The 20520-nt window shown below is 65.5% G+C and carries 26 protein-coding genes and 1 tRNA gene; 16 read left to right on the plus strand and 11 right to left on the minus strand.

Translation table 11 applies throughout. The annotated features are described in order from the left end of the window. Nucleotides 1-32: 32 nt before the first annotated feature. From ftsX to prfB, 3 genes are all read right to left on the minus strand, one after another. Nucleotides 33-944 (minus strand): permease-like cell division protein FtsX, encoded by a 912-nt coding sequence (gene ftsX, locus ABTU82_RS02175; RefSeq protein ID WP_116646286.1) that lies wholly within the window; start codon nt 942-944, stop codon nt 33-35. Then, nucleotides 941-1936, minus strand: coding sequence for a cell division ATP-binding protein FtsE (gene ftsE / locus ABTU82_RS02180; RefSeq protein WP_121149175.1), 996 nt, complete (start codon nt 1934-1936; stop codon nt 941-943). The genes ftsX and ftsE overlap by 4 nt, the downstream gene beginning before the upstream one ends. 141 nt (nt 1937-2077) lie before the next feature. Next, nucleotides 2078-3190: a peptide chain release factor 2 gene (prfB, locus tag ABTU82_RS02185; RefSeq protein WP_116646284.1), complete on the minus strand. Its 1113-nt coding sequence runs from the start codon at nt 3188-3190 to the stop codon at nt 2078-2080. Nucleotides 3191-3281: 91 nt separating this feature from the next. Between prfB and ABTU82_RS02190 the strand changes: the two genes are divergently transcribed. Beyond that, nucleotides 3282-4568 (plus strand): MFS transporter, encoded by a 1287-nt coding sequence (locus tag ABTU82_RS02190; protein ID WP_407171401.1) that lies wholly within the window; start codon nt 3282-3284, stop codon nt 4566-4568. Nucleotides 4569-4577: 9 nt separating this feature from the next. Here the strand turns inward: ABTU82_RS02190 and ABTU82_RS02195 are convergent, their stop codons facing one another. From ABTU82_RS02195 to ABTU82_RS02215, 5 genes are all read right to left on the minus strand, one after another. Further along, a complete protein-coding gene (locus ABTU82_RS02195; protein ID WP_407171403.1) occupies nt 4578-5597 on the minus strand; it encodes a CPBP family intramembrane glutamic endopeptidase in 1020 nt (339 codons plus the stop codon). A 95-nt stretch (nt 5598-5692) separates the two neighbouring features. Then, nucleotides 5693-6103, minus strand: coding sequence for a pilus assembly protein TadG-related protein (locus tag ABTU82_RS02200; RefSeq protein WP_407173277.1), 411 nt, complete (start codon nt 6101-6103; stop codon nt 5693-5695). Then, a complete protein-coding gene (locus ABTU82_RS02205; RefSeq protein ID WP_407171405.1) occupies nt 6103-6585 on the minus strand; it encodes a TadE/TadG family type IV pilus assembly protein in 483 nt (160 codons plus the stop codon). The genes ABTU82_RS02200 and ABTU82_RS02205 overlap by 1 nt, the downstream gene beginning before the upstream one ends. Next, nucleotides 6560-6946, minus strand: a complete 387-nt coding sequence (locus ABTU82_RS02210; RefSeq protein ID WP_407171408.1) for a TadE/TadG family type IV pilus assembly protein — start codon at nt 6944-6946, stop codon at nt 6560-6562. The genes ABTU82_RS02205 and ABTU82_RS02210 overlap by 26 nt, the downstream gene beginning before the upstream one ends. Nucleotide 6947: 1 nt before the next feature. Beyond that, nucleotides 6948-7145, minus strand: coding sequence for a hypothetical protein (locus tag ABTU82_RS02215; RefSeq protein WP_407171410.1), 198 nt, complete (start codon nt 7143-7145; stop codon nt 6948-6950). Nucleotides 7146-7283: 138 nt separating this feature from the next. Here ABTU82_RS02215 and ABTU82_RS02220 point away from each other — a divergent pair, with 138 nt between their 5' ends. The 15 genes from ABTU82_RS02220 (at nt 7284) to ABTU82_RS02290 (ending at nt 19135) form a co-directional block, all read left to right on the plus strand. Beyond that, nucleotides 7284-8678, plus strand: a complete 1395-nt coding sequence (locus ABTU82_RS02220) for a recombinase family protein (protein ID WP_407171411.1) — start codon at nt 7284-7286, stop codon at nt 8676-8678. Nucleotides 8679-8768: 90 nt separating this feature from the next. Then, nucleotides 8769-9371 carry a hypothetical protein gene (locus ABTU82_RS02225; RefSeq protein ID WP_407171413.1) on the plus strand — a complete coding sequence of 201 codons (603 nt, stop codon included), beginning with the start codon at nt 8769-8771 and terminating at the stop codon, nt 9369-9371. Beyond that, the gene (locus ABTU82_RS02230; protein ID WP_407171415.1) at nt 9368-9715 is read left to right on the plus strand and encodes a hypothetical protein; all 348 of its coding nucleotides are present in this window, start codon (nt 9368-9370) and stop codon (nt 9713-9715) included. Before ABTU82_RS02225 ends, ABTU82_RS02230 begins: the two co-directional genes overlap by 4 nt. A 355-nt stretch (nt 9716-10070) precedes the next feature. Continuing rightward, nucleotides 10071-10727, plus strand: a complete 657-nt coding sequence (locus tag ABTU82_RS02235) for a helix-turn-helix domain-containing protein (protein WP_407171418.1) — start codon at nt 10071-10073, stop codon at nt 10725-10727. A 34-nt stretch (nt 10728-10761) separates the two neighbouring features. Beyond that, nucleotides 10762-10833, plus strand: a tRNA-Arg gene (locus ABTU82_RS02240). A 534-nt stretch (nt 10834-11367) separates the two neighbouring features. After that, on the plus strand, nt 11368-11571 hold the full coding sequence (locus ABTU82_RS02245) for a hypothetical protein (protein WP_407171420.1): 204 nt from the start codon (nt 11368-11370) through the stop codon (nt 11569-11571). A 537-nt stretch (nt 11572-12108) separates the two neighbouring features. Beyond that, a complete protein-coding gene (locus ABTU82_RS02250; RefSeq protein WP_407171422.1) occupies nt 12109-14040 on the plus strand; it encodes an AAA family ATPase in 1932 nt (643 codons plus the stop codon). Continuing rightward, nucleotides 14004-14411, plus strand: coding sequence for a helix-turn-helix domain-containing protein (locus ABTU82_RS02255; RefSeq protein WP_407171424.1), 408 nt, complete (start codon nt 14004-14006; stop codon nt 14409-14411). Before ABTU82_RS02250 ends, ABTU82_RS02255 begins: the two co-directional genes overlap by 37 nt. A gap of 10 nt (nt 14412-14421) precedes the next feature. Then, a complete protein-coding gene (locus tag ABTU82_RS02260) occupies nt 14422-14961 on the plus strand; it encodes a hypothetical protein (RefSeq protein WP_407171426.1) in 540 nt (179 codons plus the stop codon). 14 nt (nt 14962-14975) lie between these two features. Next, nucleotides 14976-15467 (plus strand): hypothetical protein, encoded by a 492-nt coding sequence (locus tag ABTU82_RS02265; protein WP_407171427.1) that lies wholly within the window; start codon nt 14976-14978, stop codon nt 15465-15467. Nucleotide 15468: 1 nt separating this feature from the next. After that, nucleotides 15469-15732, plus strand: coding sequence for a hypothetical protein (locus ABTU82_RS02270; RefSeq protein WP_407171428.1), 264 nt, complete (start codon nt 15469-15471; stop codon nt 15730-15732). A 108-nt stretch (nt 15733-15840) separates the two neighbouring features. After that, on the plus strand, nt 15841-16290 hold the full coding sequence (locus tag ABTU82_RS02275; RefSeq protein ID WP_407171430.1) for a transposase: 450 nt from the start codon (nt 15841-15843) through the stop codon (nt 16288-16290). Continuing rightward, nucleotides 16287-16607 (plus strand): hypothetical protein, encoded by a 321-nt coding sequence (locus ABTU82_RS02280; protein ID WP_407171433.1) that lies wholly within the window; start codon nt 16287-16289, stop codon nt 16605-16607. Before ABTU82_RS02275 ends, ABTU82_RS02280 begins: the two co-directional genes overlap by 4 nt. Beyond that, nucleotides 16588-18090 (plus strand): hypothetical protein, encoded by a 1503-nt coding sequence (locus ABTU82_RS02285; protein ID WP_407171436.1) that lies wholly within the window; start codon nt 16588-16590, stop codon nt 18088-18090. The genes ABTU82_RS02280 and ABTU82_RS02285 overlap by 20 nt, the downstream gene beginning before the upstream one ends. A 223-nt stretch (nt 18091-18313) precedes the next feature. After that, the gene (locus tag ABTU82_RS02290; RefSeq protein ID WP_407171438.1) at nt 18314-19135 is read left to right on the plus strand and encodes a hypothetical protein; all 822 of its coding nucleotides are present in this window, start codon (nt 18314-18316) and stop codon (nt 19133-19135) included. Nucleotides 19136-19139: 4 nt separating this feature from the next. Here ABTU82_RS02290 and ABTU82_RS02295 read toward each other — a convergent pair whose 3' ends face one another. The 3 genes from ABTU82_RS02295 to ABTU82_RS02305 all read right to left on the minus strand — a co-directional run bounded on the left by ABTU82_RS02295 (nt 19140) and on the right by ABTU82_RS02305 (nt 20506). Next, a complete protein-coding gene (locus tag ABTU82_RS02295) occupies nt 19140-19415 on the minus strand; it encodes a hypothetical protein (RefSeq protein WP_407171441.1) in 276 nt (91 codons plus the stop codon). A 10-nt stretch (nt 19416-19425) separates the two neighbouring features. Then, a complete protein-coding gene (locus ABTU82_RS02300; protein ID WP_407171444.1) occupies nt 19426-19734 on the minus strand; it encodes a hypothetical protein in 309 nt (102 codons plus the stop codon). Nucleotides 19735-19909: 175 nt separating this feature from the next. Beyond that, on the minus strand, nt 19910-20506 hold the full coding sequence (locus ABTU82_RS02305; RefSeq protein ID WP_407171447.1) for a hypothetical protein: 597 nt from the start codon (nt 20504-20506) through the stop codon (nt 19910-19912). Between the last annotated feature and the right edge of the window lie 14 nt (nt 20507-20520).

Here is a 20520-nt window from a genome sequence, read left to right on the forward strand (position 1 = left end):
AAGCCCATCAGTCTACAAGGCCGACGCCGACCTCAGGTGCGCAGCCAGCGCCTGATGGCGAAGCCGGCCGACAGAGCCGATAGCACCACGCCCAGCGCGACGATCACCGGAATCACCACGCCGAGGTCGCCGGGCCCGACCCATGCGGTGATGAAGGCGACTCTGTCGCGCAGGTAGTCTTCGACCCCGAAGGTCACGATGCCCCACATCGTGACGCTCGCCAGCGCCGACCCGATGAGCGCGGCGAGCACGCCCTCCAGCACGAAGGGGGTCTGGATGAAGCGGTTGGATGCTCCGACGAGGCGCATGATGCCGATCTCGCGCCTGCGGGCGAAGGCCGACAGGCGGATGGTCGTGGCGATGAGCAGGACGGCAGCGATGAGCATCAACGCAGCGATTCCGATCGCGACGTAGCTCGCGATTCGCAGAGCGTCAAAGAGCGGGTCGAGGTACTGCAGCTGGTCGGCGACGTCTTCCACGCCTTCGAGGCCGCCGAAGGCCTCGGCGATGACGTCTGACTGGCTTTGGTCGACGAGGTTGATAGAGAACGTCGCACCGACCTGGTCGGGGGTGAGCACGTCGGCGTATTCCGGCAGCTGCGCGATCGTGCGGTCGTACACCTGCTGGTTGTTCTCGTAGGTGTAGTCGCGAATGAGCGGCGCAAGCGCACCACCCTCGAGCGACGCCGTCACCGCGTCGATCTGATCCTGCGTCGCCAGACCATCCGAACACGTGGCGGTATCGGAGACCGAGGAGCACATGTAGACCGCGACCTGGGCGCGATCCGCCCAGAACTCCTGCATCTTGCCGATCTGCATCTGCATGAGCATCGCGGCGCCGACAAAGGTCAGCGAGACGAAGGTCACCAGCACGACGGAGATGACCATCGAGGCGTTGCGGCGAAGACCGGTGAAGGCCTCGCCGAGGATGAGTCCGATCCTCACGAGGTGGGCCCCACTTCATCGTCGCGACGGTTGCCGCTGAGGCCGAGGCGGTCGGCGAGTCCGAGTTCGTCGATCTCGCCGGAGCCCTCGGCCCGCTGGGTGTATGCCGGTTCCGGCGTCTGCTCGGCGATGACGGGAGCCATGGCTTCTTCGGCGGCCGGCGTGAGCCGCTCCGCGGCTTCCTCCAGCGCGGCACCGGCGGCGGGGTTGACCTGTGCGACCTCTCGCTGCACCTCGAGCACCGCGGTGAGGGCCGCGACCGCTGCCGCGCCCTTCTCGACCTGGGGGGCGAGGCGGGGAAGACCCGACGTGTCGCCGTAGCCGCCGTGACGCTCGTCGCGCACCATCTCGCCGTTCTGCAGCTCGATCACGCGACGCTGCATCTGGTCGACGAAGCCGGCCTCGTGCGTGGCCATGACGACCGTGGTGCCTCCGGCGTTGATGCGTGCGAGCAACTGCATGATGTCGATCGAGGTTGCCGGGTCGAGGTTTCCGGTGGGCTCGTCGGCGAGCAGCACCTGCGGGCGGTTGACGAGAGCACGCGCGATGGCGACGCGTTGCTGCTCACCACCCGAGAGCTCGTGGGGCAGGCGCTTCTCCTTGCCGGCGAGGCCGACGAGGGCGAGGGCCTCGGGCACGGCCTGCGAGATGAAGCCGCGCGAGGCGCCGGTCACCTGCAGGGTGAACGCGACGTTCTGGAACACCGTCTTCGTCGGCAGCAGCCGGAAGTCCTGGAAGACCGCACCCACGTGCCGACGGAAGTAGGGCACCTTGCGATTCGAGAGAGTGCGGAGGTCTCTGCCGAGGACGACGACGCGCCCCTTGCTCGGCGTCTCTTCACGCAGGATCAGACGAAGGCACGAGGATTTTCCCGAACCCGACTGACCGACGAGGAAGACGAACTCTCCGCGCTGCACCTCGAAGTCGACCTCGTTGAGGGCGGGCTTGGAGGTGCCGCGATACCGCTTGCTGACGTTCTCGAACCGGATCATGGCGCAAGAAGCCTAAGCGGCTCCCCCGCCGCATCCGGTCGTGACGCGCCCGCCGCGCAGCATCCGTTCGACGAAACCGCGCCTGGCCGACGAGACCGCCACATCAGGCGGTGGTCTCGACACGCAGAACGGGTCTCGCGGTCAGTCGTCTTCGGTCTTGCGCTTGCGCCAGCGGATTCCCGCGGCGATCAGGCCGTCGAGGTCGCCGTCGAAGACGGATGCGGGGTTGCCGACCTCGTAGCCGGTGCGCAGGTCTTTGACGAGCTGCTGTCCGTAGAGGAAGTACGAGCGCATCTGGTCGCCCCAGCTCGCGGTGATCGTGCCAGCGAGCTCCTTCTTCTTCGCAGCCTCTTCCTCGCGCTGCAGCAGCATCAGGCGCGTCTGCAGAACGCGCATCGCGGCGGCGCGGTTCTGGATCTGCGACTTCTCGTTCTGCATCGACACGACGAGGCCGGTCGGGAGGTGGGTGATGCGCACCGCGGAGTCGGTCGTGTTGACCGACTGGCCACCAGGACCCGAAGAGCGGAAGACGTCGACGCGGATGTCGCCCTCGGGCACCTCGACCTCCTGCGCCTCTTCCATCACGGGGATGACCTCGACCGCGGCGAAGCTCGTCTGCCGCTTGTCGGCGGAGCCGAAGGGGCTGATGCGGGCGAGACGGTGCGTACCGGCCTCGACGCTCAGGGTTCCGAAGGCGTACGGCACGTCGACCTCGAAGGTGGCCGACTTGATGCCCGCACCTTCGGCGTAGGAGGTGTCCATGACCTTCACGGGGTACTTGTGGCGCTCGGCCCAGCGCAGGTACATGCGCAGCAGCATCTCGGCGAAATCGGTCGCGTCGTCGCCGCCGGCACCGGAACGGATCGTCACGACCGCGGACCGCGGGTCGTACTCACCGTCGAGGAGCGTCTGCACCTCGAGCGAGTTGATCACCTTCGTCAGGTCGGCGAGCTCCTTGCGGGCCTCGGCCGCCGACTCCTCGTCCTCCGCCTCGAGGGCGAGCTCGACGAGCACCTCGAGGTCGTCGAGGCGCGCCTCCACGTCGGAGATGCGCTTGAGCTCGGACTGCCGGTGACTCAGCGCGCTCGTCACCTTCTGCGCCTTGTCGACGTCGTCCCAGAGGTCGGGGGCGCCGGCCTCCTCGCTGAGGCGTGCGATGTCGGCGGTGAGCGCGTCGACGTCCACCACGGCGCGGATGTCGCCGAAGGTGGAGCGCAGCGCCTGGATATCGGCGGTCAGATCGAGTTCAAGCATGGCTCCCCAGCCTACCGTCCTCCGTCCGCCGGTATCCGGCGCCGGGCGGACCGACCGGCGCCACGAACGCCGGGCGTATGTTGGAGGCGACATGGCTGACGACTCCCCCCGCCGCATCCTCGTCCGCTTCGCCCCGATGATCTACGGCCCGACGCTGTTGTTCGCCATCGGCGAGGGGGCGGTCATCCCGCTCATCCCCATCATCGCGTCGCGCCTGGGCGCCGATATCGCCGTCGCCGCACTCGTCGCCTCCGCCCTCGTCGTCGGTCAGCTCTGCGGCAACATTCCGGCCGGCTGGGCGGTCGCCCGCTTCGGTGAGCGCATCACGATGGGCGTCGCCGGGGTGGTGGCCCTCGTCGCGACGATCTGTCTCGCCCTCGCCCCGACCCTGGTGCTGTTCGCCGCAGCCGTCTTCGTGATCGGGCTGTGCGCGGCCGCCTTCGGACTCGCGCGTCACTCGTTCATGACGACGCGCGTGCCCCTGTCGTTCCGCGCGCGGGCACTGTCTCTGCTCGGCGGCACGTTCCGCCTGGGCATGTTCGTCGGACCGTTCATCGCGGCGGTGCTCCTCACCGTCTTCGGTAGCGAGAGCGCGGCGATCTGGTTCTTCGGCGTCTGCCTGGTGGCGACGGTGCTGCTCGTGCTGCTGGGACCCGATCCTGAACTGGCGCTGACGAAGAACGGGGCGGATGCTGCGGCCCCCGAGCCGCGCGAAGACACCGGCGAGCCCGTGACCGGCTCGATTCCGCTGCCCGCACCCGGCTCGGGAGCGGTGCGCGCGGGCGTGTTCCGCACCATGTGGCGGCACCGCGACGTGCTCGCACGCCTGGGGCTCGCGGCCGCGTCGCTGTCGGCCCTGCGGTCGGCGCGTCAGGTGATGCTGCCCCTGTGGGGCGTCTCGATCGGTCTCGACGCGCAGACCATCGCGCTCGTCGTCGGCATCTCGGGGGCGATCGACTTCGCGCTGTTCTACGCCAGCGGTCAGGTCATGGACAGGTTCGGCCGGCTGTGGGCGGCCCTGCCCGCGATGGTGCTCATGGGTGCGGGGTTCTTCGCGCTCTCGATCACCCATGACCTGACGAACGCGAGCATGTGGTTCGCGATGTTCGCCGCGGTTCTCGGAGTCGGCAACGGGCTCTCGAGCGGCATCCTTCTCACCCTCGGCGCCGACGTGGCGCCCCCGACCGACCCGGCGCCCTTCCTCGGGTCGTGGCGAACCCTGACCGACGCCGGGGGCGCGACGGCCCCGCTCCTGATCTCGGGGATCGCCGCCGTGCTGTCATTGTCGTTCGCCGCCGGGGCGATGGGCGTCATCGGGCTGCTGGGCGCGCTCGGGTTCGTGCGCTGGGTGCCGCGGTTCGTGCCGCGGGCGAAGTAGAAACGACGCTCAGACGAGCGGAGGCTCGGGTGTGACCCGCGCGAGACGCCTCCGGCGCGCGACCGCCGCCAGGATGGCGATCACGATCGCGAGCATGACGATCGGCAGCAGCAGCACCGGGCTTCCGACTCCGGCAGAACGGTCGAAGCCCGCATCCATCGAGCCCGTGAACGCCGAGACGGCGAGCAGGAAGAGGTTGTTCGCGGTGTGGATCGCGATGCCACTCTCGAGACCGCCCGTGAGCTGGGCGAGGATCGACAGGCCGACGCCGAACAGGAAGTAGTAGGCGATCAGCCACGGGTCGGCGGCGAAGTGCACAGCCGAGAAGATCGACGCGCTCACGATCGTTCCTACGATGAGCGCCCAGCGCGGCGAGCGCAGCCACGAACCGGCCGCCCGCTGCACCACGCCGCGGAACATGTACTCTTCGGCAGCCGCCTGCAGGGGTGTGGTGAGCACGATCACGGCGAGGAAGGCGAGGGCCGTTGACGACATCTCGATGCGGTACGCGGGGTCGAGCAGGTTGAGTGCGGCGAAGGCCAGGTAGAACGGCGCGGCGATGGCGGTCGAGATCCACAGCCACCGCCACCGGAAGCCGGGGCGCAGCGAGTGGAAGAAGCCCATCCGCACCCCGCTGACGAAGCGGTGGGCGATGATCGACAGCGCCGCGGCCGCGACGATGCTGAGGTTCGTCGCGAGCAGCACGACCGGGGTCATGACGATCAGGCCCGACATGAGGGCGTCGGCGTCCTGCGCGCCGATCACGAGATCGACGATCGTCGCGACGAGGCCACCGATCGTGGTGAACAGCAGGATGCCGACGATCACGATGAGGATGCTGAGCAGCCCCTTCCACCACCGGGTGCGGGGTGTGCGGTAGCTCGACCCGAACGGCAGACCCGGCAGCGGGCTGCGCGGGTCGGGCATCGGCGCCCTCGCCGGAATGTAGGCGCCGGGCGCACCTGTCGGCCACGCCTGCGCGGGAGGGACGACGGGCGCAGGGATGTCATCGCGAGGTTCTTCGGCCATGCTTCGAGCGTAACGAGCGCCTCGCTCACGTTCGCTCGGCCATGCGGTGCGCGCGCGCCTCATTGAGAGGCAGCGCTGCGCGGCTGGTCGCCGACCTACAGCAGCGCGGTGCGGCTGGTCGCGGTCGCGCCCAGCGGCACCCCGTCGGGCACGAACAGCGACACGATCGGCGGGTGCCACACCCCTGTCACGGTCACTCGGGCCGAGACGCCGTCGGGAGTCGAGGCCTCGACCACCGTGACGGTCTCCCCCATCGCGTCGACGACCTCCTCCGCCTGCGCGCGGACGTCGTCGTCGGTCAGCACGGCCATCGCTCGACCGTCGGTCACCGTGAGGGTGAATCCGTCGGCACCGGCGAGCGCCGCAGCATCCGCCGCACTGTCGAGGCGCTTCTGCGCCAGATAGAGCGATGTGGCGTTGGCGCAGACGAGCACGAGCGCCAGGGCGAGCAGCGCGTAGCCCAGCGTGAGCAACAGCACGCTCCCGTCGTCGTCGAGTCGCCGCATCATGATGTCGCACCCCAGAACCGGGAGACCTTCTGCACCGCGACCGCCTCGACGGGGAGGCGCGCCAACCGGTCGAGACCGAGCACCGGCGGAGCCAGCGGCAGCGCTACGGCTGTGCGCACCGTCACCACCACGTTCGCGCCGGCAGACGGACACCCGGATGCTGCGCCCGGACAGTCGATCTCGATATCCACCGCATCTGCATCGAGCCCGTATTCTTCGACGACCGTCGCCAGCACCTCCCGAGCGCGCGCATCGGCGTCGGCGGCATCGGTCGCCGTCGAGATCGCGCGGGCGATGTGCCGGGCTCCCGCCTCGGCCCCGAGCGACTGGTGCTGCACCATGCCGAGCGCGATCACCAGGTAGACCGTCGGGACCAGCAGCAGGAGGCCGACGAAGATGAACTCGATCGCCGCCGATCCCTCGTCGTCGTCGCCGAGTGCTCGCCGAAACGCCTCACCCCAGCGACTCGCTCGGTGCATGAGCGGTCACCTCCAGTGCTCGCGGACTCCCCCATAGCCCGAGGAGGGGCAGCGTCGTGCGCACCGTGACGCGAACCGTCTCGCCCTGCTCGACCGCTGTCACATCTTCGGCGTACGACGTCGCCACCGCGCGACCGATGAGATCGCGCGTGCGGGCGGCGCCCTCCGCGAGAGTCGTGTCGGCGAGCGCCGCGTGGAAAGCCCCCTCGACCGCGGCGTCGTGCACCACGTTGCGCACGTACACGGCGAGGGCCAACTGCAGCACGGCGACCGTCAGAAGCGTCAAGAGGCCGCCGACCAGCACGAACTCGACGGGGCTCGACCCCTCCTCGTCGTCGAGGGCCTGGCGGAGCCTTTGCATCTCAGAGACCCGAGACGCGCGAGATCGCCTGCTCGAACAGCTGGGCCAGCGCAGGCCCGGCGAGCGCCCAGATCACCACCACGAGCCCCGCGGTCATGAGCGTGATCAGCACCCACCCGGGCACGTCTCCGACCTCGTCGTCGAGGGCGTTTCCCCAGGCGGTGCGCAGTCTGCGCGCGAGCACCTTCGCAGCATCCATGTCGTTCTCCTTCCGAGCGTGGGCGATCAGCCGATTCCGAGCCGCAGCATGAAGATCCCCGGGAACACCGCGAACAGCACGCTCAGCGGGAGGATCAGGAACACCAGCGGTGTCGGGAGCTAGTTGTAACCTCCTAATATGCGCGCAGGCATCTACACCCGGATCTCGAAAGACAGCGAGGGCGACCAACTGGGCGTTAAACGCCAAGAAGACGACTGCCGCAAGGAAGCGGAGCGTCGCGGATGGGATGTTGCCCAGGTCTATACCGACAACGACGTGAGCGCCACACGATCGAAGAGCCGTCCAGCATATGAGCGCATGTTGCAGGACATCCGATCCGGTTACCTGCAAGCCATCGTCGTCTGGGCAGTTGATCGCCTCACTCGCACCCCGCGCGAGCTAGAGGATGTCATCGACCTCGCCGACCGGCATGGGCTCGTCTTCGCGAATGTAGGCGGCACCATCGACCTCGGAACACCTGAGGGCCGAGCCATGGCACGGCAGATGGGCACGTTCGCTCGCCTGGAGGTGGAGAATTCCGCGAAGCGTCTGCGCCGGAAGTTCCAGGAGAAGGCGGAGAAGGGCGAGCCTCACGGGTACTCCCCGTACGGATACACCCGAGTGGATGGTCGTGACATCCCCGTTGAGGCGCAAGCAAGCATCGTCCAGGAGTGTGCACGCCGCACGCTCGCTTTCGAGTCCCTGCGCTCCATCGCCGCCGACCTCAACAGGCGAGGCGTCCCGGGCCCGAAATCCGACCGCTGGAACACGACCATCATTCGTCAGATGCTTCTCCGCCCTTCGAACGCTGGGCTTCGCCAGCACCGCGGCAAGATCATCGGCAAGGCCACGACCGTCCCGATCTTGACGGAGGACACGCACAGCGAGCTCACGGCACTACTCACCGATCCTTCTCGCAAGAGCAACGGAGACGGTCCAACACCGAAGTACCTACTCGCTGGGATTGTGCTCTGCGGCCTATGCGGTAGCCGCATGCGTCGAACAGTGGGAAGGCTGGAGACCAACGCTCGTACCGGAGCCCAGAAACGTCAGCCGCCTGCATACCAATGCTCGACATGCTTCCGGGTTCGCCGCCGGCAAGACCTTGTTGACGAGGTCGTAGTGCGGTCCATAGTGGGTCGACTCTCGAAACCCGACGCTGCGGAACTGTTCGCCTCGGGCGACTCTGGCGTCGCAGACGAATGTCGCAAGGAGATCGCTGGCATCGACGCGAAGCTCGATCTTGCCGCGGGACAGTTCGCAAGCGACGAGATCACCGCACCCCAACTGAAACGAATCTCCGCACAGCTTCGTGAGCGCCGAGAACAGGCAACGCGACGGCTTGAGGCCGCTCAGCCCCGAACCGCGTTCACAAGCCTCGCTGGACCCAAAGCTGGCGAGCGGTGGGACAAGCTCCCTCTTGCAGCGAAGCGCGAGGTCGTCGAGACGTTAATGACCATCACCATCCAGCCCAGCGGCCGCGGTAAATCGTTCGACCCCCAATTGGTCGCGATTGAGTGGCGAGCTACCTAACCACTTCCGGCACCCGCCGGCAAGAAAGAAGCCCCCGTCGAGCGGCAACTCGACGAGGGCGGGATCATTACAACAAGGAAAGCGCTGAAAATGATCAGTTCCACCGTACCGTCCGTAATTACAGACAACGACGCATTCAACGCGTGGTGCTCCCAGGAGTACGACGCGAGCCGCTCCTCGGAGGAGCTGGAGTGGGAGGGCCGGCCTCCGCTGCGCTACCCGTCGTGGATGGCGACCTATGAGATCAGAAACGACGAGGCAGTCGGAGACCGGGTGACGGTCTGCGTCACAGCCAGGTCCGCATCGTTCTCGGAAGGCCCCGTGCGCGCTCGGGTCGAGCAGCGGTGGCTTATCGATATCGCCAGCTCACAACTTGAGCGCGTCGACGGCCCGACGCTCGTCATGGCAAACACTGACGACGAGATCTGGCTAGAGCCCCGCGACTGGGAAGCCGCAGCGAGCGTACTCGGACAGGCAACGGCGCTGGCAGTCACCGATGAGGGCGACGTGTCGATAATGGTTTCGGCCATGATGGACGCCGTCAACCTGATGATTGGCTCCGGCACGAAGGCCAGCATCGCGAAGAAGCTTACGGCGGGCGACGCCTCTTTCATCGCCGACGCTATCGGTATGGACTTCTCAGAGTTCATGGCGAAGCTCTCGGCTGTTTCGGACGTGGAGACGGCGCGATGACTGCCTCAACGTGCGCCAAGTTCATGTGGTGCGAGTATGACCACTTCGATCCTGCCAACGCCGAGTTTCCGAACGTGCACGAGCGTCATGTGACCCTGACCGTCGGCGACTCGGCGCAGGAGTTCATGCTCGAGATCGACGACAAGGGACGACCCCGACTTGAAGCAGTGCTCGACGTCGGCGAGGTATGGCTCGAGCCAGATGAGTCGACCAACACTCTTCGCAACTTGAGCGATCTCTACCGGCGGGCCGCTGACATATACGACGCGTTCGTGCGCGACGTCACCCCTACCCTGCGGCGCGACCACAACGTCACACGGGAACTTGCGGAGGTGGAGAACTGATGGTCAGCATCACATCCCGCACACTCCCCAGCGGGAAGACGACATGGCGAGTGCAGTTCCGCATGGCGGGCCGGCACAATGAGCGACGGTTCCCCAGCCGAGAGATCGCCCGGGAATGGGTTTACAGCGGTGGACTGCACGAGCTGAGGGATACAAGGGTTAGGTCGCAGCAGCCGTCAGCGGTAGTGGTCGAGGAGATCGAGTTTCTCCTCGCGATGGGTGAGACGACTGGTCACATGTGCGTGGCCCTGCAGATGTCTCCCAGCGCGGTACAAAAAGCGCTCTACCGGGCTGGACGGCTGGATCTCGCTCGACGGATCGAGGTGGCCTGATGGTCTGGGCACCTCCACTGCGCATGTCAGACCTAACCGAGAACCCCCCGACCGTCAAGGAGGGGCCAGGTACCCGCCTAGAGATCCATGATTTCTCGAACGAATGGGTCACGGCGACCGTGAGCCGGATCACCGGCGACAAGTGGTGGCACATCCAGGTCGATATCACCGACGCCGAGATACCGCGTCACGCACAAGACGAAATTGCTGCCGCGGTGAGGAAAGCTGCGGACGCGGTGACGCTCCTAAACAAGCCCACCAAGACCGTCACAGCAGACCAAGCGTTCTCCGACGAGATACGTGTTCTGTTGGCAGACCGGGAATGGACGTTCCGCCAGGCCGCCGCCGAGTTCGGTATCGAGCTGGGACGCTTTGGGAACCTCGTGTGCGGGCAGACACGCTGGACGGTGACCGACCTCTACAAGATCGCCGAAGCCATCTCGGACGATCCCGCCGAGGAGTTCGCGCGGCTAGCACAGATTGGCCGAAGCGCCTTGACGAGCGAGAACCACGCCGAGTGGCTCACCCCGGAGCAGACCGCGCGGTTCACTGGCCGACCGGTAGATGTGCTCGCCGAGATGCGGCGTCGTCGGGTGGGGCCACCCTTCGTCAAGGCAAGTAGGGAGACGATGTATCGGCGGGACGAAGTGGAGCGTTGGCTCGAGGAGAACGACAACTGAATGCAGGGGTACTCGCCCAGTGAGTACCCCTCCCCCTGGTGTAGCTCAGAGGAAGAGCAACGACCTTCTAAGTCGGATGCCGCTGGTTCGAATCCAGCCACCAGGACGTGCTGCAAGATGGAGGCAGAATGAGCCGCAGAAGGAAGCCAACCAGCGAGTGGCTGTTGAAGGTGGGATGCACCGGGCGCAGCCAGCACACTCGTCTGGTCTTCGACACGGTCGAGCTGTCCGTCGGCACAGACACCCGGGGCGAGCAATATGTGCGGGTTCGGCATAACGCGCACCACAGGGGCTCCGAGCAAAATGAAGTACAGGTGCCCGACGAGCGCAGTCCGGTACGCCGGGAGCGGCTCGGCGGAGTAGACGTCCTTACCCCAGCCTCCGAATTCTCGACCTACTCCTACCGGTGCCCGTTGTGCGGCCTGGATCGCCCCGTACGCGCTGATCGAGATGCGGAGCTGTTCGGGCGCGCCTACGCGGGCGGCGTGTCCTTCCTTGACCTGTCAGCGCCGGACGCTAAACTTCGTTAGTAATAGCACCGCCCCCGGGCGGAACGCCGGTCCAGCTAGAGGGCCGATAACGGACCTAGCGATAAGACACTCCCACCGGAGCGTGAGTTACTCATGCCCGGAGGTAGCAGATGTCTTCTTGGACGAAGACTCGTTCCCGCATTGCCCACGCCAAGCGCGCCGACCCAAATGCCGACGTCACCGACCTGAAGCTTCAGCTCAAGGAGGAACGTCTCGCCGAGTACATCCAACGGATTGTCGATTCCGCCCCACCCCTTGCTCAGGAACAACGCGACCGCCTCGCCGCCATCATGCGAGCAGGTGGCGCCGAGTGACCGCAAACGAAACCCCCCGCCGAAGCGAGGGGATCGGGGATCAGCCGGCCAGCAGATCTAACCCCGATTCTACCTCCGACACCGCCTCCGCCGAAGAGTTTTTCCGCGAGTCGTTCGCTGTCCTCGTCCGCGGCAAGACTGTTCGCCGGCACCTGTACTTCAACCTGCCGGCCGCGACCCGGACCGTAGCCAGAGCACGCAACCGGGGCGACAACGCGGAGATGGTCCTCGTCAAGCTCGTCCCCGTCGATGCTCGCCACTTCGACGGAGGTGACGCTCTGTGACCATCTCCACCGGACAGCAGGAACATTCCTCATGGCTTCGAGGGCGAATGGCTGAAGCCGTCGAGTTGTGGCGCGAGCACGGCTTCCCCCCTCGCATCATGGCGAGGATGGGAGACGACCCGGCGCGATGCGCTCGGTGTGGGGCCTACGCGAGCGAGCCGCTCGTGATGGAGATTAAGGCGCAGGCAGGAACTCTCATCCTTGCCGGATCTCTGTGCTTCACGTGCGGTCGGCTCGAGAAGGTGAGCGATAAGTGACCGCCGGGATCGCGTACCAGCGCGTTCTGGACAAGTTCCGCGACCAGGGGCTCAAGGTGATGGAAACGGGCCGGGACACTGCGTCAGCTCAAGCCCCCGGGCACTCCGCAAAGGATCTCAGCGTCTCCCTGAAGGCTGTGGACGGCAAAGCGCTCGTCTACAGCCATAGTGACCCCACTGATGTCGTCATGGCGGCTCTGGGACTGAAGATGGCAGACCTCTGGGACACCCCGCGGGACCGCGAGTACCACTACGACAGCGGACGCACCGTCATCCGCCAGTACACCGCTGACGGAAAGAAGGACTTCCGGCAGCAGCACACCGACAGGCCCGTCGAGCTGTTCAAGCTCGCCAAGGTGCGTCAAGCGTCGGCAGCCGGGTCCGATATCTACATCTGCGAGGGAGAGGAGGACGTGCGCGCGCTTGAAGCGCTCGGCGTCACCGCGACCACCAACCCGATGGGCGCGAAGAACTGGGATAAGGTCGACTACTCCCCCGTCCTGGGCGCAGGAAACGTCTATGTCGTCGCCGATCGTGACGAAGCGGGCGCCGCACGAGCTCGCGACCTCGCCGAGCACCTTCGCCAGATGGGTGTTCGTTATGCCGGCACGCTTCTGTCCAGGACAGGGAACGACGCCGCCGACCACGTTGCGTCCGGACACGGGCTCGACGCGTTCGTGAACTCCGCGACCATCGAGCACGAGCAGAACGTTGAACGCGAACTCGCAAGGCTTCGCGCACAGCAGGACGCCCGTAAACGGCTCGCCGACGAGGCGGCACCGCCCACGATCCCCCCGCCGCTACGGCGGCTCGACGAGTTCCTCGCTGAGCCCGATGAGGACGCCGAATACCGCGTCGAAGGCCTCATGCCCACGGGCGGGAACGTGATCGTCGCGGCTCAGTTCAAGGCTGGCAAGTCGACGCTGATCGGCAACCTTCTCGGGTCGTTGGCGGATGGTGGGGACTTCCTCGGGCAGTTTCCTGCGAACGCGGCCGGCCGTGTCGTTCTGATCGATGACGAGCTGGACCCGAGGACGATGCGTCGGTGGCTCCGCGACCACACTATCGACCACCCCGAAAGGGTCGAGCTCGTTTCGCTTCGGGGGCACCTGTCGACGTTCAACATCCTCGACCCCGCCACGAGGGCTGCGTGGGCCGACGTTATCGGGGCATGCGACGTACTGATCCTCGACTGCCTGCGACCCGTTCTCGACGCTCTCGGACTCGACGAGAACAAGGACGCAGGTCGGTTCCTCGTCGCCTTTGATGCACTGAAAGCGGAAGCGCAGATCGACGAAGCGGTTGTCGTCCACCACATGGGGCACAGCGGGGAACGATCGCGAGGCGACTCCCGCATCCTCGACTGGCCTGACGTGTCATGGCGCATCGTCCGAGAGAACGACGAACCCTCCTCACCACGCTACTTCTCCGCCTTCGGTCGCGACGTCGAGGTCAAGGAGGGCCGACTGAGCTACGACCACCCCACTCGAGCGCTGACCTACGGTGAGGGCTCGCGCAAGGAAGCCCGCGACTTCGAAGCGGTCGACGAAGCGAAGGCCGCCGTGCTCACGTTTGTCACCGCCAACCCTGGTTCGAGCGGGGAGCAGATTCAGGCGGGGGTACCTGGAGGCAAGCAAGTGACGCGCGTGGCTCGCGATGCCCTAGTCGCCGAGGGACGTGTCGAGAAGCGGAACCGGGCAGGGAAGGGCGGAGGGTTCGCTTACTTCCCCTCAACCCCGCCAACCCCGCCCCAACCCAGCCAGGGCGAGGTTCTAACCCCGCCAACCCCCGTATATAAGACGGGGTTGGGGTTAGAGGTAGTTGAAAGCGAACCCCGCCAAGACAAAACCGACCCTGGCTACTGCACCCACGGAACGACCCTCGGAGCTCGATGCACGAAGTGCGGCGGTCGGGCGGCGACCTCATGATCACGGGGATACCTGAAGGATCGATCGTCCTCACACCTCACGCAGCCCGGATCATCTACCAGATGCTGCCGGTGAAGGAGACGCGCACCCGACTGAGCTCGCAGACCCAGGGCTGGCAGGTACTGAACGCGATAACTCAGTGCGCGTTCCACCTGCCTGCCGATAGCGGCATCGACCCGCGGCAACTATCGGAAACCGACGAACGTGAGTACTGGACGGTTTCACAAGTCGCTAGAGCAGCCAATGTCTCTGAACGCACGGTTCGGAACGACTGCGAAAGCAAACAACTGAACGCCAAGAAGATCGGTCGACCCTGGGTCATTCACCGGGACGCAGCCACCACCTACATCGCCAGCAAGCGCAAGAACTGAAAGGCACACCATGTCACTCGACATCTTCGAGCGGGAAGTAGACCGCGTAAGGGCGGACGTCGCGACCGCCCACCGCGCACACGCCAACACAACGGCGGACATCGACGCGGACGCGAACCTCAGCCCCGAAGGCAAGACCGCCGCTAAGAAAAAGGCAGAGGAAACCTACCTGCCGAAGCTCGCCGAGCTTCGAGAGCAGGAGAAGAAGCTCATCAAGGACGCCATCAGTCGCCGACGCGCTGAAATCGAATCCCCCGCCGGCGCGACGCCGGACAGCATCATTGCCTTCCGCGATGCGCAGGACCGCGCCGAACGCATCAAAGACGCCGACGAAGCGAACCGTGTGCTCGAGCGGTCCCTGCGCCAGAACGACACTTCCCTCGCCCACGCGATCTTCCGCGTCGGAGTCGAACGCCGCTACCAGAACGTCATCAGCACCTTCACGGCCGAGAAGCCGGAGGTCCGCACAGCCGTCGACGAGATCGCGACCCTCGAACGGTTCAGGGACGACTTCCTCGAGCGAACGCTCGCCTACGCACCGGCCCGATGAACGAGGAGCAGAACATGAGCACCCCAACGCCCGCAGATGTCGCCGCCCTCACCGCCCCCCGAACGTTCACGCAAGGCGAAGTGGACGGAATCATCAAGGATCGCGCGGACCGGATCGCCAGGCAACAGCACGCCGAGTACGAAGACGTGCGTGCGCAGGCGCAGAGAGCAGAGCAGGCGCAGGCGCGTATCGCAGAGATCGAAGCACAGCTCGAAGCGGGCACTCCTACGGGGACAGCGGTGCCCATCCCCGATGCCCGGCCCGCCGACGCGGAGTTCATTGTCCAGCTGATGGAGGAACGCGGACTCGCGCCCGAAGATCGCATTCTCCTGAGTGGTGCAGATGAAGCGACCGTCACGATGCAAGCAGAACGGCTGCGTGCCATGCACTTGGTGGAGGGCAACGTGGCACCTCGGGAAGGCTTCACCCGCACTACGGGCCGCTCGATGGACAGAGAGATGCGCGAGTTCCTCGACGCTCTTCAGTCCAGCAACGGAACCTACTGACGTGACCGCCACCGCAACGGTCCGAGTCGGCGAGCACACCATCGAACTACCCGAACCACAAGCCAAGGCACTCTTCTCCGCCATCACGGCCACCGCCAAGAAGGGTGGACTCGCGCCCGTGTCGCCCGACACCGTCATCGCTGTCGGCCCGCAAACACCCATCAGCATCACCACCAACGGAACCTTCGCCGAAGAACACGCCGCCTTCATCTCAGACGGCGGCATCAACGCATGGCGATCAGGACGAAACGGAATCACGCTGTGAACGCGACCACCCCAGGGGGAGGACCCCCACCCCAACGTCACCAAGACCTCCGGGTATTGCCGTTATCTCTCCCCCCGCGGGAGCCATTGACCACCCTGGGGGCGCCTGATGGTCGCTGAGACGCCCTATCTGCACGTGGTGGAGTCCAGGGAGGATCAGGTGAAAACGAGTCGTCCTCCGTACGGTGATGCGTTTCGCCTCGCGGCGGTGATGCGCGTTCGAGGTGGTCAGCCCGTTGCGCAAGTTGCCCGCGACTTGGGCCTGGCGCGGAACACATTGAAGTCGTGGATGGGGACCGTCGATTCTTCCGCTTCGCGATCGCCGCAGACCGGGATCGCGGCGGCGGCTACCTCGGGTTCGCGTCTCGCTGTCTTGGTGGCTCTGCGCGACGAGATCGCTTCTCAGATCGAGAACGGGATCGCGGCACGCGATCTGCCTGCGAACGCTCGCCTGCTCAAAGAAACGTTGCTTGAGATCGACGAGGCGCGGACCCGCGAGTCAGAGATGGGCGTTCTCGCCGGCGTCGACGACGAACCGTTCGACGCGGGGGCGATATGAACATCGTTGCGCTGGTCAGCCGAGAGCTGGACAGGTTGGGAGTAGCGGAGGGTGATCTGCGGCGCGTGGCAGTCTCCCTCGCGCAGTTGTGTGTTGCTCCGGACATGCCTGTGCATCTCGTTCCGGCGACAGCCGCGCTTGAGGCCCTCATGAATCACACGCGGGAGGTCTACGCAGAGTCGACCCCACTCCAAGACGAGATCAACTACCTCCGCGCGGCACGAATTGCTCGCAACGAGGGCGTCGAGCTCCCCCCGTACGACCCACGCTTCAACCCTGACAAGAAGGAAGACGACAATGCCTGCACTTTCCGTTGATATCACCGCGAACACGCGTCAGGCGCAGTCCCAGGTTGAAGGTCTCGGGCGCACCTTCGAGGAGGTCGGCTCCGAGATCCTCACGATCGTCGATGCAGGCCGGCGTGCAGGGAAGTCGTCGGAGGAGATGGCGCGCGACATTTCCCGGGCATTCGGTACACCGATCGATCGTGCGCGCACGGCCGTGAGGAACCTTGAGGATGCTCTCGACGCTGCAGGTCGCGAAGGCGGCACGTCTGGGGAGCAAATTGAGGACGCCCTTGAGGAGGTCTCGCGGAAGGCGAACAGCACCGGCGATGAGCTGAAGCGGAAGATCAAGGGCGGTCTCGACGAGGCTGGTAGCGAAGCTGGACAGTCTGGGCGTGAGGCCGCAGCGTCATTCTCCGGTGGTTTTGATGGTGTTGTCGACTTCGTCCAGGAGACCGCGGCGAACGCGTTCGCGGGGTTCGGGCCGATCGGTGCAGCCGCGGGTATCGCTGTCGCCGCGGCGATCGGTATCGCGATGTCGGGGGCGGAGCAGGCGCAAGAACGACTGAATGACGCCCGTTCGGCAGCGATCGATCTCGCCGAGCAACTGTACGAAAACAAGGGCGTGCTGCCTCTCGCCGAGAAAGCCACCAACCTCTTCGAGATCCTGGGCCGTGAGGCGAAGACTGGGACGCAGCTCCAGGGTTACATAGACCAGTGGGCCGACTTCGGCACCGTCCTGGAGCAGCTTGAGCGGGCGGCTTCTCTTACCGGTCGTCCTCTTGAGGAGATGACCGATGCTCTCTCGGGCGGCGACATTGAGCAGACCCGCGAGATCCTCGCGGATGTCACGGAACAGCTTGACGGGCTTGCCGAGTTCACGCCCGTGTGGGCTCCGGAGTATCAGGCTCTTTCGACTGCGAAGACTGAGCTCGAAGGCATCATCACCCAGTTCGAGTTGATCGATCAGCTTGTCACTCCCGACATGCTGAACGACCAGCGCGTGAACGACCTGGCTACCGCTTGGGCTAACGCCGGCGTTCAGGTTGAGGACTACTTCACCAAGGGCGAAGACGGGCTCACGACCTTCGATGTCGGTCAGTACATCGCCGATATGGAGGCGCAGGTAGCCCAGGCGAACGAGATACAAGCGGACCTCCTCCTCGTCCCGCCTTCCATCCAAGCCGAAGCTGAGCGCATCTGGAACGAGCAGGGGGTCGCCGCTGCCGACGCTTACGTGGATGGCTACCAGAGCGCTGACGGTACGACGAAGGCGAAGCTGGAAGGCCTCGCCGGGGCCCAGGGGCAGGCAGCGGGTAACCGGGCTGCGCAGGGCTTTGTTAACGCCGCGAACGCAGGCGTCAATAGTTTCAGGCCCCCGGCCTTTGATGTTGCCATCCGTCCCTATTTCGACCAGGGCGCTATGGACCGCACGCTGGCCGCCATTCGTGACCGTGCGAACCGTGGTGCGGTCACCGTAATGGTGAACACTCGCGCTGGAAATCAGGTGTTCTGACATGGCGCGCTGCCGCGGAGGCGGCCACTCGGGCCAACGCAAATCACCGCCTCCGCGAACCTGACGCGATCCGTGTGTGAAAAGGCCCAATACCCGGAGGTTGCCGTCATTCCGCGGGTGGGGGTCCTCCCCCTCGGGCTCGCCACGGCGGGTTCGAGGGGGCGTTTCGTTGGTACGGGACACCATCGCCCCGCGCACAAAGGCATCTGCCAGGATCAGTGACATGGGGATGGATTGGCTGTACGGCCCAGAGCGAACTGAGACCGGTAAGGCGGACGCGAACGTGCGCCGGGACTTCCTGCGCTCGATGACGCTGGACGTTGAAGTTCTCCGCGACATCCGCGAGGACATCGAGCACCAGGCGAAGCAGATGGGTGGCGCGTTCCTCGGCGGGGCGACAGCTACTTCGGTGACGTACAGCGTCGGCGGACGTCAGATGGCCGAGGAGAAGGCCTTCAAGCTGGGCATCCTCGACCGGGACAGAATCGACTTCGCCATGGTGGTGAACGGGTCGGGGCCTGATGCGGACGGTCCGGTAACCCTGCAGATTCAGTGTCAGGAAGCCGCTGTGAGCGCTTTCCCGTACGGCGATGACATGGCGGCGATGTTCGCCAGTCAGATGCGGGAGACAGCGATCCGGCGACTTATCAGCTCGGGTAGTCCACGCACGTCGTGGGTGCGGGTGAGCTCCCTGGCAGTGTGGCTGTTTCCGGCAGCGGCGTTAGCTCTATGGGTGTGGCTGAGCAGTCTTGTGACCATGCCGGCTCCCGCACACCTGCTCGCCGGTGTCGTCTTCATCGCGGCCGTGGTCGGCGTTCGCAAGTGGTCGATGGGCCTCGCCCGGCAGTCGCGCGTCAAACAGAACTCCTTCCATTTCCGCGGCCAATCCCGCGAGGAGACTTGGCGCGACCGTGCTGCTCGCGGCGCGACCGCTCGCACAATCTTCTGGACCGCGGTAGCGACTATCCCGACAACGTTCCTCGGCGCCTACTTGACCGCGTACTTCACGGGAGACTTCGCCCCTGGCCCTGCGCCAACACCGTGAGGGTTCAGAGAGCTCTGAGGGTAAGGAGCTCGTAGCCGTCGGGCACCTTCGCGTCGAGCGTGGCACGGTTGTCGGCTTCGATCTCGCGGGCACCGTCGCGGCGAGCGAACGTGCCCACGGATGACAGGAGCATGGTCCCCTTCACCGGGTGCGCGGTGGACTTCACGAGGTCGAACCCCTCGGGGCGCAGCGCCTCGAGCTTCTCCTGGATGTCGTCGAGGGACTTGCCTTCGACGTCGAAGGTTCGGGTCTCGACGGGACGGATGGTGCCGATCAGCATGCAAACCAGCCTACGAGGATCGCTCGACAGCGGAGGCCCACACCCACGTGCGCATCTCCCGCTCCATCACCATGAACCGAATACCAATCGCACGGGGTGTCCACCGGTCGATCTTCGCGTCGACCTGCACGGCCGTGGCGCCGAACCGCACCCAAGCTCTACAGGGCTGCGGGTGGGGATCGATGGTCAGGGGCAAGCGGGTCAGCTCGAGCTCCTCGGCCGTGAGGCATTGCAGTTCGCCGTCGCGCGCTACCTGGCCGAGGATCCGGTCGTCCATCCGCTTGTCGACGACGTGCGCGTACCGTCTGTTCGTTCCCACCGGCCAGTTGTCCCTTTCCCCGGCCCGAGGCGATGAGCCTAAGACCGGGGTGGGACATCCCGCCAGATGGTGTTGCAGGTGGCGCAACAGAAGCCGCGCGGGTCGTCGCGCAGAACCGTCTCGCAAGTAGGACATGTCGGCTGTCCGGCGTCACGCAGCGGATCGAAGTGCTGGATTAGTCGACCGCCATGAAGAGTTGCTCGCCGGCCGAGTTCTGGACGACCCAGGTACCACCTGCGACCTGATCGGCCGGGACGCTGATTGCGACCCTGCCTGAAACCGCGTCTGCGGGCGGGTAGACAGCTCCGATCTTGTAGAGCTCGTCTTCGATATTGACGGAGTAGTTGTCCATGGTGGTGAATGAACGACCGGCGGCAGTCACGAATTCGAACCTAAGACTCACCCACGGGTCGGCGCTCGGATTCTCGACAGTCTCACCAGACTCGATCACCTGCTGCTCATACGCGGCCCAGTCAATTCCGATCGAAACAGGGAGCACTACATAGCCGTCGTTGACCTCGGTTGCCGAAGAAGCGCCGACCGTCCACATGGACGCCTCGGAGATCTTTCGTGACTCTGCCACGGCCAGTGGGTTGGCTCGGGTGCCTCTAACAGCTTCAGGCGTCGGCTCAAGCGTCGGTGTGGGCGTCGGAGTCGACTCGACCGCAACAGGCGGCGCTGTCGTCACTTCTAGGGTCGGCGTAGCGGTGCAAGCGGTGAGACCAAGAGTGATTACGAGCGCGAAGGATGCGCCTTGAAATGCCTTCTTCATTGAAATTCCCCCCA

This window comes from Microbacterium deferens (assembly GCF_045517775.1).
Classification (GTDB): Bacteria; Actinomycetota; Actinomycetes; order Actinomycetales; family Microbacteriaceae; genus Microbacterium.

What these genes read in the sequence shown, in the direction of transcription:
- ABTU82_RS02190 (WP_407171401.1), top strand. Translation starts at nt 3,282, where the DNA reads ATGGCTGACGACTCCCCCCGCCGCATCCTCGTCCGCTTCGCCCCGATG.
- ABTU82_RS02290 (WP_407171438.1), top strand. Translation starts at nt 18,314, where the DNA reads ATGGGGATGGATTGGCTGTACGGCCCAGAGCGAACTGAGACCGGTAAG.
- ABTU82_RS02285 (WP_407171436.1), top strand. Translation starts at nt 16,588, where the DNA reads ATGCCTGCACTTTCCGTTGATATCACCGCGAACACGCGTCAGGCGCAG.
- ABTU82_RS02225 (WP_407171413.1), top strand. Translation starts at nt 8,769, where the DNA reads ATGATCAGTTCCACCGTACCGTCCGTAATTACAGACAACGACGCATTC.
- ABTU82_RS02275 (WP_407171430.1), top strand. Translation starts at nt 15,841, where the DNA reads ATGGTCGCTGAGACGCCCTATCTGCACGTGGTGGAGTCCAGGGAGGAT.
- ABTU82_RS02295 (WP_407171441.1), bottom strand. Translation starts at nt 19,415, where the DNA reads ATGCTGATCGGCACCATCCGTCCCGTCGAGACCCGAACCTTCGACGTC.
- ABTU82_RS02260 (WP_407171426.1), top strand. Translation starts at nt 14,422, where the DNA reads ATGTCACTCGACATCTTCGAGCGGGAAGTAGACCGCGTAAGGGCGGAC.
- ABTU82_RS02230 (WP_407171415.1), top strand. Translation starts at nt 9,368, where the DNA reads ATGACTGCCTCAACGTGCGCCAAGTTCATGTGGTGCGAGTATGACCAC.
- ABTU82_RS02255 (WP_407171424.1), top strand. Translation starts at nt 14,004, where the DNA reads ATGCACGAAGTGCGGCGGTCGGGCGGCGACCTCATGATCACGGGGATA.
- ftsE (WP_121149175.1), bottom strand. Translation starts at nt 1,936, where the DNA reads ATGATCCGGTTCGAGAACGTCAGCAAGCGGTATCGCGGCACCTCCAAG.
- ABTU82_RS02280 (WP_407171433.1), top strand. Translation starts at nt 16,287, where the DNA reads ATGAACATCGTTGCGCTGGTCAGCCGAGAGCTGGACAGGTTGGGAGTA.
- ABTU82_RS02200 (WP_407173277.1), bottom strand. Translation starts at nt 6,103, where the DNA reads ATGCGGCGACTCGACGACGACGGGAGCGTGCTGTTGCTCACGCTGGGC.
- ABTU82_RS02235 (WP_407171418.1), top strand. Translation starts at nt 10,071, where the DNA reads ATGTCAGACCTAACCGAGAACCCCCCGACCGTCAAGGAGGGGCCAGGT.
- ABTU82_RS02245 (WP_407171420.1), top strand. Translation starts at nt 11,368, where the DNA reads ATGTCTTCTTGGACGAAGACTCGTTCCCGCATTGCCCACGCCAAGCGC.
- ABTU82_RS02205 (WP_407171405.1), bottom strand. Translation starts at nt 6,585, where the DNA reads ATGCACCGAGCGAGTCGCTGGGGTGAGGCGTTTCGGCGAGCACTCGGC.
- ABTU82_RS02210 (WP_407171408.1), bottom strand. Translation starts at nt 6,946, where the DNA reads ATGCAAAGGCTCCGCCAGGCCCTCGACGACGAGGAGGGGTCGAGCCCC.
- ABTU82_RS02220 (WP_407171411.1), top strand. Translation starts at nt 7,284, where the DNA reads ATGCGCGCAGGCATCTACACCCGGATCTCGAAAGACAGCGAGGGCGAC.
- ABTU82_RS02305 (WP_407171447.1), bottom strand. Translation starts at nt 20,506, where the DNA reads ATGAAGAAGGCATTTCAAGGCGCATCCTTCGCGCTCGTAATCACTCTT.
- ABTU82_RS02215 (WP_407171410.1), bottom strand. Translation starts at nt 7,145, where the DNA reads ATGGATGCTGCGAAGGTGCTCGCGCGCAGACTGCGCACCGCCTGGGGA.
- ABTU82_RS02195 (WP_407171403.1), bottom strand. Translation starts at nt 5,597, where the DNA reads ATGGCCGAAGAACCTCGCGATGACATCCCTGCGCCCGTCGTCCCTCCC.
- ABTU82_RS02265 (WP_407171427.1), top strand. Translation starts at nt 14,976, where the DNA reads ATGAGCACCCCAACGCCCGCAGATGTCGCCGCCCTCACCGCCCCCCGA.
- prfB (WP_116646284.1), bottom strand. Translation starts at nt 3,190, where the DNA reads ATGCTTGAACTCGATCTGACCGCCGATATCCAGGCGCTGCGCTCCACC.